At 64.2% G+C, this 12,518-nt stretch carries 11 protein-coding genes; 3 read left to right on the forward strand and 8 right to left on the reverse strand.

The window, feature by feature from the left end; translation table 11 throughout:
* Positions 1 to 194: 194 nt before the first annotated feature.
* The 3 genes from aat to AC1DSC_RS05725 are packed head-to-tail and all read left to right on the forward strand — an operon-like array spanning position 195 to position 2,572.
* A complete protein-coding gene (aat, locus tag AC1DSC_RS05715) occupies positions 195 to 950 on the forward strand; it encodes a leucyl/phenylalanyl-tRNA--protein transferase (protein ID WP_012747488.1) in 756 nt (251 codons plus the stop codon).
* A complete protein-coding gene (locus tag AC1DSC_RS05720; RefSeq protein WP_012747487.1) occupies positions 947 to 1,696 on the forward strand; it encodes an arginyltransferase in 750 nt (249 codons plus the stop codon). Before aat ends, AC1DSC_RS05720 begins: the two co-directional genes overlap by 4 nt.
* Positions 1,697 to 1,726: 30 nt before the next feature.
* Positions 1,727 to 2,572: an IclR family transcriptional regulator gene (locus AC1DSC_RS05725; RefSeq protein ID WP_012747486.1), complete on the forward strand. Its 846-nt coding sequence runs from the start codon at positions 1,727 to 1,729 to the stop codon at positions 2,570 to 2,572.
* Between the two features lie 59 nt (positions 2,573 to 2,631).
* On the opposite strand, the gene AC1DSC_RS05730 is transcribed toward AC1DSC_RS05725, so the two are convergent.
* From AC1DSC_RS05730 to AC1DSC_RS05765, 8 genes are all read right to left on the reverse strand, one after another.
* Positions 2,632 to 3,816 (reverse strand): serine hydrolase, encoded by a 1,185-nt coding sequence (locus AC1DSC_RS05730; protein ID WP_012747485.1) that lies wholly within the window; start codon positions 3,814 to 3,816, stop codon positions 2,632 to 2,634.
* Between the two features lie 115 nt (positions 3,817 to 3,931).
* Complete coding sequence (locus AC1DSC_RS05735; protein ID WP_012747484.1) at positions 3,932 to 5,470, reverse strand: 2-isopropylmalate synthase; 1,539 nt, start codon at positions 5,468 to 5,470, stop codon at positions 3,932 to 3,934.
* Positions 5,471 to 5,531: 61 nt separating this feature from the next.
* A complete protein-coding gene (leuA, locus tag AC1DSC_RS05740; protein ID WP_012747483.1) occupies positions 5,532 to 7,235 on the reverse strand; it encodes a 2-isopropylmalate synthase in 1,704 nt (567 codons plus the stop codon).
* Positions 7,236 to 7,419: 184 nt separating this feature from the next.
* Positions 7,420 to 8,244 carry a CDP-diacylglycerol--serine O-phosphatidyltransferase gene (gene pssA / locus AC1DSC_RS05745; protein WP_012747482.1) on the reverse strand — a complete coding sequence of 275 codons (825 nt, stop codon included), beginning with the start codon at positions 8,242 to 8,244 and terminating at the stop codon, positions 7,420 to 7,422.
* 185 nt (positions 8,245 to 8,429) lie between these two features.
* Entirely contained in the window at positions 8,430 to 9,446 is a 1,017-nt protein-coding gene (ilvC, locus tag AC1DSC_RS05750; protein WP_012747481.1) for a ketol-acid reductoisomerase, read from the reverse strand.
* Positions 9,447 to 9,499: 53 nt separating this feature from the next.
* Positions 9,500 to 9,772: a DUF4282 domain-containing protein gene (locus AC1DSC_RS05755; RefSeq protein ID WP_012747480.1), complete on the reverse strand. Its 273-nt coding sequence runs from the start codon at positions 9,770 to 9,772 to the stop codon at positions 9,500 to 9,502.
* A 55-nt stretch (positions 9,773 to 9,827) separates the two neighbouring features.
* Complete coding sequence (gene ilvN, locus AC1DSC_RS05760; RefSeq protein ID WP_012747479.1) at positions 9,828 to 10,319, reverse strand: acetolactate synthase small subunit; 492 nt, start codon at positions 10,317 to 10,319, stop codon at positions 9,828 to 9,830.
* Positions 10,320 to 10,453: 134 nt separating this feature from the next.
* On the reverse strand, positions 10,454 to 12,238 hold the full coding sequence (locus AC1DSC_RS05765) for an acetolactate synthase 3 catalytic subunit (RefSeq protein ID WP_012747478.1): 1,785 nt from the start codon (positions 12,236 to 12,238) through the stop codon (positions 10,454 to 10,456).
* Positions 12,239 to 12,518 lie beyond the last annotated feature (280 nt).

A 12,518-nucleotide genomic window follows, 5' to 3' on the forward strand; every position in this document is an offset into this window, starting at 1 on the left:
GGGCGACGCCGGCCCGGCGGGTCCGCATGGAGTGTGCAAATGGGAAGCAGCACTATATGGGCTTCGGATAGTCTTGTGCGCTTCACGGGCAGCGCCTGTGGCGCCCGGGCCGCAATCGTTTGCCTTCCCGCTGCGGGACGGGCATTTTCCCGGCCTCGGCCGAAGCCCGGGCGAAGCCGTGTATACCTACGGCCATGCAACAACTGCCCTGGCTCGAACCCGGCGACGCACTGCCCGACCCCGCCTCCGCCTGGGGCGAGCACGATCCCGTACCCGGCCTGCTCGCCGCCGGCGGAGCGCTCGACGTCGACACCCTGGTGCACGCCTACGGCCGCTGCGTGTTCCCCTGGTTCAGCGAAGACCAGCCGATTCTCTGGTGGAGCCCCGATCCGCGCATGGTGCTGCAGGTGGCCGAATTCAAGCTCCACCGGTCGCTGCGCAAGACGCTGGCGCGGTTCACCCAGACCGCCGGCTGCGAGGTGCGCATCGACCATGACTTCGCCTCGGTCATCGCGGCCTGCTCGCAGTCGCCGCGCACCGGCCAATCGGGCACCTGGATCGTGCCGGACATGGTGCAGGCCTACATGGCGATGCACCGGGCCGGCCACGCGCACAGCGTGGAGACCTGGATCGACGGCCAGCTCGCGGGCGGCCTCTACTGCGTGGGGCTGGGGCGCGCGGTGTTCGGCGAATCGATGTTCACGCGCCGTCCGGACGCCTCCAAGATCGCGCTGGCCGCGCTGGTATGCCTGTGCCGCCGCTTCCAGGTGAAGATGATCGACTGCCAGCAGAACACCTCGCACCTGGCCAGCCTGGGCGCCCGCGAAATGTCGCGCAGCCGCTTCGTGGCGCACGTCGCCCGGGCCCGGGAACAACAGGGCCCACAGTGGCATTTCGAGCCCGTATACTGGGCAGAACTCCTTTCCGCGCGACCTTCCGGACCGACGTGACGCACCTCAAGGATCTTCCGCTTCACACGCTGCAGTTCTACGCGACGGCGCCCTATCCCTGCAGCTACCTGCCGGACCGCCAGGCCCGCTCGCAGGTGGCCACGCCCAGCCACCTGATCCACAACGACGCCTACTCCGACCTGGTGCTCAGCGGCTTCCGGCGCAGCGGCATGTTCACCTACCGGCCCTATTGCGACGGCTGCCGCGCCTGCATACCGCTGCGCGTGCTGGTCAACAGCTTCCAGCCCAGCCGCAGCCAGCGCCGCGCCGTGAAGCAGCACCAGAACCTGCTGGCGCGCGTGCTCAAGCTGTGCTTCGTGCCCGAGCACTACAAGCTCTACCTGCGCTACCAAACCGGCCGCCACGCCGGCGGCGGCATGGACCACGACAGCATCGACCAGTACACCCAGTTCCTGCTGCAAAGCCGCGTCAACTCCAGGCTGGTCGAATTCCGCGAGGCGCTGCCCGACGGCACGGCCGGCGCGCTCAAGATGGTGTCGATACTCGACGTGCTGAACGACGGTATCTCCGCGGTCTACACCTTCTACGAACCCGACAGCAGCGCCGGCTACGGCACCTACAGCGTGATGTGGCAGATCGAGCAGGCGCGCAAGCTCGGCCTGCCGCACGTCTATCTCGGCTACTGGATCGAAGGCAGCGCCAAGATGAACTACAAGGCGCGCTTTGCGCCGCACGAGCTGCTGATCGACGGACGCTGGCAAGCACCATCCGATTTCACAAGGTAAAATGGCGCCCGGTCCACACCGCATCGCGCCATGAGAAAAAACCAATCCGACGTTCCTGCCGTTCCAGTCATCCAGGTGATCGAGCGCATGTTCGCGCTGATCGACGTGCTCGCCTCCCGCGAGGAGGCCATTTCGCTGAAGGAAATCAGCGAGAAGACGGGCCTGCACCCCTCCACCACCCACCGCATCCTCAACGACCTGGCGGTCGGCCGCTTTGTCGACCGGCCCGAGGCCGGCAGCTACCGTCTCGGCATGCGGCTGCTGGAACTCGGCAACCTCGTCAAGGGCCGGCTCAACGTGCGCGACGCAGCCCTCGGGCCGATGCGCGAGCTGCACAAGCTCACCCAGCAGCCCGTCAACCTCAGCATGCGCCAGGGCGACGAGATCGTCTACATCGAGCGCTCTTACAGCGAGCGTTCGGGCATGCAGGTGGTGCGCGCCATCGGCGGGCGGGCCGCCCTGCACCTGACCTCCACCGGCAAGCTGTTCCTGGCGGCCGACGATCCGCAGCGCGTGCGCAGCTACGCCACGCGAACCGGCCTGGCCGGCCACACGCGCAACAGCATCACGCAGTTGCCCGCGCTCGAGCGCGAGCTGTCGAAGGCGCGCCAGTACGGCATTGCACGCGACAACGAGGAGCTCGAGCTGGGCGTGCGCTGCATGGCCGCCGGCATCTACGACGACCAGGGCAAACTGGTGGCGGGATTGTCGATTTCCGCACCCGCGGACCGGCTCGACGAAGGATGGCTGCCCAAGCTGCAGGCCACGGCCAACGAGATCTCGGGAGCGCTGGGCTACAAGGATGCCGCAGCGGCGGCGGCCGCGGGCCCTGCGGCAATCGGTGCCAGCAGCGCTTCAGGCCCCAGCGGGGGCTGATCGGCCGGCCCCGCCGGCGGTTCTCGACATGCCGCCCCTGTTCGGGGCGGCGGGTTCGATCAGCCGGCGACCTGGTAGGCCGCAGTGCTGCGCGATGCAGCCGGCGAGCCCGTCGAGGCGTGCGTGGCCTCGACCCAGCGGCGAACACGTTCCGCATCGGCAATGCGGCTGAACTTGCCGGCCGAATCCAGGAACACCATGATCAGCTTGCGCCCCGCCACCTTGGCCTGCATCACGAGGCACTGGCCGGCTTCGGAGATGTAGCCCGTCTTCTGCACGCCGATTTCCCAATCCGGACTCTTCACGAGACGGTTGGTGGTGTTGAACTGCAGCACGCGGTTGCCCACCTCGACCTGGTATTCAGGCGAGGTCGACAGCGAGCGCACCGTGGCGTCGGAATAGGCGGCATTGACGAGCAGCGCGAGATCCTGCGCGCTCGACTGGTTGCGGCTCGACAGGCCGGTGGGCTCCACGTAGCGCGTGTCCTTCATGCCGAGCATCTTCGCCTTGGCATTCATGATGCTCACGAAGGTTGCGAGGCCGCCGGGATAGGTGCGGCCCAGTGCATGCGCCGCACGGTTCTCGCTCGACATCAGGGCCAGGTGCAGGAGCTCGCCACGCGACAGCGTGGTGCCGACCGTCAGGCGCGAACGGCTGCCTTTTTCGGTGTCGACGTCGTCCTGCGTGATGGTGATCAGTTCGTCGTTGGGCAGATGCGCTTCGCTGATCAGGAGGCCGGTCATCAGCTTGGTGAGCGATGCGATCGGGAGCACCGCATGGTCGTTCTTGCTGAACAGCACTTCGTGCGTGTCCTGGTCGATCACCAGCGCAACGCTCGACTTCAGGTCGAGCGCGTCGTCGGTTCCGTGCAGGCCGGCCAGTTGCCCGAAGGACTGGCGCGCCGGCGTTTCGACGCGAACCACCGAGCGTCGCTGCACGGCAACCACGGTCTTGCCGTTCTTCTGGCGAATGGAAGCCACCACGTTGCGGCCGCCACGGACGACCTTCTCGCTTCTGTCGGCGACCTTGACGCCACGCGGCGCCTTGCCGGAGCGTTTGACTTCCACCGGCACCGGTCCTGCGGACTTCTTGGCCACGGAGGTCTTGGCTGCGGTTGTTTTTTCCTTCTTGGCGGCCTGTGCACCGGACAGCAAAAACGCCGTGGCGCAGAGCGCGACGGCGACGAATTTGACTGCGGGCAAGAACCGCTGGCTGGAAACTCGGCGGGGGCGGGTTTCGGGCATTAATAAATCTCCAGCGGCGAAATTGAGAACCGCAGTGTATCCAAATCAAAAAAGGCACGCAATATCAGTTACTTGCGTCCTGTTCTTCAATCGAATAACAAGAATCGCCTGTCACCTAACCTTGTGCCGCCACTTTCTCAGCTTGGCTCTGTAACTTGTTGAGCGCACTCAAATAAGCCTTTGCCGACGCGACCACGATGTCTGGATCTGCCCCGACACCGTTGACCACCCGCCCCGCATTTTGTAACCGAACTGTAACTTCTCCTTGGCTTTCTGTCGAGCCACTGATCGCATTCACCGAGTAAAGCACCATTTCGGCGCCGCTCTTGACATGCGATTCGATGGCCTTGAGAGAAGCATCGACCGGGCCATTGCCATCGGATTCACCAGTGACTTCCTTGCCCTGGACGGTGAAGACAACCTTGGCCTGGGGACGTTCACCGGTTTCACTGTGCTGCGAGAGCGAGACAAAAGCAAACTGTTCGTCAACGTTCGAGTGCTCTTCAGCGCTGACGAGCGCGAGGATGTCCTCGTCGAAAATTTCGGACTTGCGGTCCGCCAGTTCCTTGAAGCGCAAGAAGGCGGCGTTAATGTCGGCTTCGCTGGCCATGGTCACGCCCAGTTCCTGCAGCCGCTGCTTGAATGCATTGCGCCCGCTGAGCTTGCCCAGCACGATCTTGTTGGCGGCCCAGCCCACGTCCTCGGCCCGCATGATCTCGTAGGTGTCGCGGGCCTTGAGCACGCCGTCCTGGTGAATGCCCGAGGCGTGCGCGAAGGCGTTGGCGCCCACCACGGCCTTGTTGGGCTGCACCACGAAGCCGGTGGTCTGGCTCACCATGCGGCTCGCAGCCACGATGTGCGTGGTGTCGATGTTGAGGTCCAGTCCGAAGTAGTCCCTGCGCGTCTTGACCGCCATCACCACCTCTTCGAGCGAGCAGTTGCCCGCACGCTCGCCCAGGCCGTTGATCGTGCATTCGACCTGGCGCGCGCCGCCGATCTTCACGCCCGCCAGCGAGTTGGCCACGGCCATGCCAAGGTCGTTGTGGCAATGCACCGACCAGATCGCCTTGTCGCTATTGGGAACGCGCTCGCGCAGCATCTTGATGAAGTTGCCGTAGAGCTCGGGAATGGCGTAGCCCACGGTGTCGGGCACGTTGATGGTGGTGGCGCCCTCGTTGATCACGGTCTCCAGCACGCGGCAGAGAAAGTCGGGATCGCTGCGGTAGCCGTCCTCGGGGCTGAACTCCACGTCGGACACGAGGTTGCGCGCAAAGCGCACGGCAAGCTTCGCCTGCTCGTGCACTTCGTCGGGCGACATGCGCAGCTTCTTTTCCATGTGCAGCGGCGAAGTCGCGATGAAGGTGTGGATGCGCCCGCGCGCCGCGCCCTTGAGCGCCTCGGCGGCGCGCGAGATGTCGCGGTCGTTGGCGCGCGACAGGCCGCACACGGTCGATTCCTTGATGATGTCGGCGATCGCCTTGACGGCCTCGAAGTCGCCGTTCGAACTGGCTGGAAAGCCCGCTTCGATGACGTCGACCTTGAGCCGCTCGAGCTGCTTGGCGATGCGCATCTTCTCGTCGCGCGTCATCGAGGCGCCGGGCGACTGCTCGCCGTCGCGCAAGGTGGTGTCGAAAATAATGAGTTGGTCGGTCATCGTGGATCTCCTTGGTTCCTCTTGATCATTTCGCACCTTGCGCATACGGCGGGGGACGGCGTCAGGCGAGCTCAACCACCGATTGTGCGCTGTGCGCGCCGCGGGTCCGCGAGCGCTGCACGCCCGAGACAATGGCCTTCAGCGAAGCGGAGATCACGTTCGCGTCGATGCCCACGCCAAACAGCGTCTGCGCCTCGTCCACGCGCAGCTCGAGGTACGCCACCGACTTGGCATCGGCACCCGCGCCGATGGCGTGCTGGTGGTAGTCCATCACGCGCACGGTATGGCCCGTGGCCTTGCTCAGCGCCTGGGTGAAGGCGTCGATCGGCCCGTTGCCGCGGCCTTCGATGGCGCGGATCTCGCCGTCCCAGGGCAGGTCGCCGCGCAGCACCACCGAGGCGCTGGCGCCCTCGCCTTCTTCCTCGATCACGCGGTGCTGCAAAGAATGCGCGGCCTCGAGGCCGTATTCGCGCACGAACAGTTCCCAGAGGTCGGCGGCAGTGAGCTCTTTGCCGGCCACGTCCATCACGCGCTGCACGGTCTGCATGAATTCCATCTGCAGGCGGCGCGGCATCTCGAGGCCGTATTCGCTCTCGAGCAGGTAGGCCATGCCGCCCTTGCCCGACTGGCTGTTCACGCGAATCACGGCCTCGTAGCTGCGGCCCACGTCCTTCGGATCGATCGGCAGGTAGGGCATGTCCCAGATGTCGCCGTCCTTGCGCGCCGCGAAGGCCTTCTTGATCGCGTCCTGGTGCGAACCCGAGAACGAGGTGTAGACGAGATCGCCCACATACGGATGGCGCGGATGCACCGGGATCTGGTTGCAATGCTCGACCGTCGCGCGGATCTCGTCGATGTTCGAGAAATCGAGCTCGGGCGAAACGCCCTGGGTGTAGAGGTTGAGCGCGACGTTCACGAGGTCGAGATTGCCGGTGCGCTCGCCATTGCCGAACAGGCAGCCCTCGATGCGCTCGGCCCCCGCCATCAGCGCCAGTTCGCCGGCCGCCGTGCCGGTGCCGCGGTCGTTGTGCGGATGCACGCACAGCACGATCGAATCGCGGCGCGCGAGGTTGCGGTGCATCCACTCGATCATGTCGGCAAAGATGTTCGGCGTGGAATGCTCGACCGTGGTGGGCAGGTTGACGATGCACTTGCGCTCTGGCGTCGGCGCCCAGACTTCCGTCACCGCGTCGACCACGCGCTTGGAGAACACGACGTCGGTGCCCGAGAACATTTCGGGCGAATACTGGAAGGTCCACTGCGTGTTCGGCTGCTTCGCGGCAAACTCGTTGAACATGCGCGCATGGCTGCTCGCGAGTTCGACGATCTGGTCTTCGTCCATGCCGAGCACCACGCGCCGCATCACGGGAGCCACCGCGTTGTAGAGGTGGACGATGGCGCGCGGCGCGCCCTGCAGCGATTCGAAGGTGCGCGCAATGAGGTGGTCGCGCGCCTGCGTCAGCACCTGGATCGTCACGTCGTCGGGAATGCGGTCTTCCTCGATGAGCTTGCGCACGAAGTCGAATTCGATCTGCGAGGCAGAGGGAAAGCCGACTTCGATTTCCTTGAAGCCGATCGCCACCAGCGTCTCGAACATGCGCATCTTGCGCGCGATGTCCATCGGCTCGACCAGCGCCTGGTTGCCATCGCGCAGGTCGGTCGACAGCCAGATCGGGGCCTTGGTCAGCACGGCATCGGGCCAGGTGCGGTCCTTGAGGCCGATCGGGGCGAATGCGCGGTATTTGGCTTGAGGTTGCTTCAGCATGTCGATTTCTCTGTGATGGTTGGAATCAACCAGCAACCCCAAAAACAAACGGCCCGTTGCTGGTGCGAACGGGCCGTGGTGAGGGATTTGCGCGTGCGCTACCGTCTCCGCCCGTGAGGGAGGGCTAGTAGGGCCAGCAGCGAAATCTTGGTCATGAGGGTTGTGAATGTAGCACAAGCCGGCTTCAGTTATGCAAGCCCCGCTCGTCGGGCTCTTCGGTCGAGGTGCTGATCACGCTCGCCTGCTGCCCCTTGGCCTTGCGCCACGCGTAGACCACATAGCCGCTCAGGCCATAGGCCACGAAGAGGCCGAAAAGCACCGTGGGCGGATGGATGTTGATGACCGCGATGCCGAGCGCGATGAGCACGATCACCACGAAGGGCACGCTCTTTTTCATCTGGACGTCCTTGAAGCTGTAGAACGGCGCATTGGTGACCATGGAAAGTCCGGCGTAGAGCGTGAACGCGAAGGTGATCCACGTGATCTGCGTCCACGAGAGATACAGCACCTCGCCGCCGCGCTTGCCCCACTCGGTCATGAGCCAGATGAAGCCGGCCACGAGCGCCGCCGCCGCCGGGGACGGCAGCCCCTGGAACCAGCGCTTGTCGACCACGCCGGTATTGACGTTGAAGCGCGCCAGCCGCAGCGCCGCGCAGGCGCAGTAGACGAAGGCCGCGATCCAGCCCCAGCGGCCCAGTCCCTTGAGCGACCATTCGTAGGCGATGAGCGCAGGAGCGGCGCCGAACGACACCATGTCGGACAGCGAATCCATCTGCTCGCCGAACGCGCTTTGCGTGTTGGTCATGCGGGCCACGCGGCCGTCCAGGCTGTCGAGGATCATTGCGGCGAACACGCCGATCGCCGCGAGGTCGAAACGCGCATTCATCGCCATCACGATCGAATAGAAGCCCCCGAACAGCGCAGCGAGCGTGAACAGGTTCGGCAGTATGTAGATGCCCTTGCGGCGCTTGCGCGGCGGCACTTCGTCGGGAACCGTGTCGTCATGCATTGAATTTGCCTCCGTCCCTCGTGGGCACTGCGCGAACAGCTATCCATCCGATAGCTTCCTGGTCTGTAAATCGCATGGGTTCGCAGTGTAGTTCAGGGGGGATGGTCCGCCCCCTCATGAAAAAAGGCCACCCCGGCGGGTGGCCCTCGGAAAACGGGTGCCGCGGCACCCGCTTCATTGGCGGATCAGTTGCGGGTCTGGTCGACCAGCTTGTTCTTCTTGATCCACGGCATCATCGCGCGCAGCTTCTCGCCGACGACTTCGATCTGATGCTCGGAGTTCAGGCGGCGGCGGCTGATCAGCGTGGGAGCGCCGGCAGCGTTTTCCAGCACGAAGCTCTTGGCGTATTCGCCGGTCTGGATGTCCTTGAGCACTTGCTTCATGACCTTCTTGGTCTCTTCGGTCACGATGCGCGGGCCCGTGACGTACTCGCCGTATTCGGCGTTGTTCGAGATCGAGTAGTTCATGTTGGCGATGCCGCCTTCATAGATCAGGTCGACGATCAGCTTGAGCTCGTGCAGGCATTCGAAGTACGCCATTTCGGGCGCGTAGCCGGCTTCCACCAGCGTCTCGAAACCGGCCTTGATCAGCTCGACCGTGCCGCCGCACAGAACCGCCTGTTCGCCGAACAGGTCGGTCTCGGTTTCTTCGCGGAAGTTGGTCTCGATGATGCCGGCCTTGCCGCCGCCGTTGGCGGTGGCGTAGCTCAGCGCGAGGTCGCGCGCCTTGCCGCTCTTGTCCTGGTGCACAGCCACGAGGTGGGGCACGCCGCCGCCTTGCGTGTAGGTGCTGCGCACGGTGTGGCCGGGGGCCTTGGGAGCGACCATCCACACGTCGAGGTCGGCGCGCGGCTGCACGAAGCCGTAGTGCACGTTGAAGCCGTGCGCGAAGACCAGCGAAGCGCCTTCCTTGATGTTCGGTGCCACGTCGTTCTTGTAGACGCTGGCGATCTGCTCGTCGGGCAGCAGGATCATGACCACGTCGGCGGCCTTCACGGCGTCGGCCACTTCGGCGACCTTGAGGCCGGCCTTCTCGACCTTGGGCCAGGAGGCGCCGCCCTTGCGCAGGCCGACCACGACCTTGACGCCGCTGTCGTTCAGGTTCTGCGCATGCGCATGGCCTTGCGAGCCGTAACCGATGATTGCGACCGTCTTGCCCTTGATGAGGCTGAGGTCGGCGTCCTTGTCGTAGTAAACCTTCATGATGCGTCTTTCCTATTTAATCTCTGGCACCCCCTGCGCAGGGGTGCGTTCACTCACAGTTGGCCGGAGGGATTCCGGTCCTTCATTTGCTGGTTGATGGACACGAGGTTGTCGTGAATGCGGAACAGCAGGATCAGCAATTCGCTGTAGACGCGAACCATGATCGCGCCAAAAATCAGGATCGCGAAGCCGGTAAGAATGCCTCTGAAGCCGCCGCTGAAGAGCGCGCCCACGCCGGAAATCAATACCACCAGCAATCCCAGGAAATACAGTATCCGGATGACGATCGGGGTGACCATCTTCTCGAAGCCCAGCAAGTCTTGCATTACCTTCTCCTCGTGCCTTGGTTTAGAACAGTGGAACTGAGGGGATCTTCACCCCCTACACGCGCAGGATGCGCTCGCCGCGCCCGATGCCGCTGGCACCGGTGCGGACAGTCTCGAGGATAGCGCTACGGTCGATCGCTTCCAGGAAAGCGTCGTTCTTGCCGTGGTCGCCGGTGAGTTCGATGGTGTAGCTCTTGTCCGTGACGTCGATGATGCGGCCGCGGAAGATCTCGGCCATGCGCATCATTTCCTCGCGCTCCTTGCCGACTGCGCGCACCTTCACCATCATGAGCTCGCGCTCCGTATACGCGCCTTCGGTCAGGTCGACGACCTTCACCACTTCGATCAGCCGGTTGAGATGCTTGGTGATCTGTTCGATCACGTCGTCGGAGCCGGCGGTGACGATGGTCATGCGCGAGAGGCTCGCGTCCTCGGTCGGCGCGACGGTCAGCGATTCGATGTTGTAGCCGCGGGCCGAGAACAGGCCCACCACGCGGGAAAGAGCACCCGGCTCGTTTTCCAGCAGCACTGCAATGATGTGTTTCATGTTTGCGTGACTCCTCTTTTCGCCTGCGCGGAAGCTTTCGCTTTCGCCGCCCTCCCCCGCGCACGGTAATGCGCAGGCTCGGCGGGCAATAGATTCGTCAGTAAAGGGTTAAAAGCAAATGCGCCGCAGACCGGTCAGAGGTCTTCGGAGCCCAGCAGCATCTCGGTGATGCCCATGCCGGCCTTGACCATCGGGAACACGTTCTCGGTGGGGTCGGTGCGGAAGTCCATGAACACCGTGCGGTCCTTGAGCTTGCGTGCTTCGCGCAGCGCCGGCTCCACGTCCTGTGGACGTTCGATCAGCATGCCGACGTGCCCGTAGGCCTCGGCCAGCTTCACGAAATTGGGCAGCGCATCCATGTAGCTGTGGCTATAGCGGCCGGAGTATTCGATCTCCTGCCACTGGCGCACCATGCCCAGGTAGCGGTTGTTGAGCGAGCAGATCTTGATCGGCGTGTTGTACTGCAGGCAGGTGGAGAGCTCCTGGATGCACATCTGCACCGAGCCTTCGCCGGTGATGGTGAACACTTCCGAATCGGGCTTGGCGAGCTTGATGCCCATGGCGTACGGAATGCCCACGCCCATGGTGCCCAGGCCACCCGAATTGATCCAGCGGCGCGGCTCGTCGAAGCGGTAGTACTGCGCCGCCCACATCTGGTGCTGGCCCACGTCCGAGGTGATGTACGCGTCGGCGTCCTTGGTCATGTTCCAGAGCGTTTCGACCACGTACTGCGGCTTGATCACGTCCTTGTTGCCGCGGTCGTACTTGAGGCAGTCGCGCGAGCGCCAGGCCTCGATGGTCTTCCACCAGTCGGCCAGCGCGCCGGCGTCGGGCTTGGTGGTGCTCTCGCGGATCATCGAGATCAGCTCGGTGAGCACGTCCTTCACGTCGCCGACGATCGGGATGTCGACCTTCACGCGCTTGGAGATGCTCGACGGATCGATGTCGACGTGGATGATCTTGCGTTCGTTCGTCGCGAAGTGCTTGGGATTGCCGATCACGCGGTCATCGAAGCGCGCGCCCACGGCCAGCAGCACGTCGCAGTTCTGCATGGCGTTGTTGGCTTCGATGGTGCCGTGCATGCCCAGCATGCCCAGGAACTTGCGGTCGCTCGCCGGATAGGCGCCCAGGCCCATCAGCGTATTGGTGACCGGGTAGCCGAGCATGTCGACCAGCGTGCGCAGTTCGTTGCAGGCGTTGCCCAGCAGCACGCCGCCGCCCGTGTAGATGTAGGGGCGCTTGGCGTTCAGCAGCAGCTGCAGCGCCTTGCGGATCTGACCGCCGTGGCCCTTGCGCACCGGGTTGTACGAGCGCATCTCGACCTTGTCGGGATAGCCGGCATACGGGGTCTTCTTGAAGGAAACGTCCTTGGGCACGTCCACCACCACCGGGCCGGGGCGGCCGCTGCGTGCGATGTGGAAGGCCTTTTTCATCGTCATGGCCAGATCCTTCGGATCCTTGACGAGGAAGTTGTGCTTCACGATGGGGCGGGTGATGCCCACGGTGTCGCATTCCTGGAAGGCGTCCAGGCCGATGGCGGCGGTGGGTACCTGGCCCGAGATGATCACCATCGGGATCGAGTCCATGTACGCCGTGGCGATGCCGGTGACGGCATTCGTGAGGCCGGGGCCCGAGGTAACCAGCGCCACGCCGACCTCGCCGGTGGCGCGCGCATAGCCGTCGGCCGCGTGGACGGCTGCCTGCTCGTGGCGCACCAGCACGTGCTGGATGGTGTCCTGCTTGTAGAACGCGTCGTAGATGTACAGAACCGCGCCGCCGGGATAGCCCCAGATGTACTGGACGCCTTCGGCCTGCAGTGCCTTGACCAGCACTTCAGCGCCCATGAGTTCTTGCGTTGGGTTGCCGGCGCCAGAGGACGCGGCTGCTGCGGAAGCGAGTTCCGCCTTCGAGATTTCCATGATCAACCTTTGGAGTTTTTTCGGGAACGAAAAACCTTGGGTGCCCCTTGCCAGCCCTTGTGGGGCCGCGCCAGGACTTGAGGCCAAAGCCATGAGCGGACTGATGTTCCGCCGGACCTTGACCCGTTTGCCTTTTGACTTGCAGCGCGGATTATGACATTGATGAGCCAGCCGCCGCGCAAAAAACCCGGTGAAAAGGCACCGGGGCATAATCCGCGGCAGAAAAACATAAGCGCTTCCCGACATCCATTCCCCACGCGGCGCCCCCCGGCGCCCCCTC

It is taken from the genome of Variovorax sp. 01N425 (assembly GCF_056399465.1).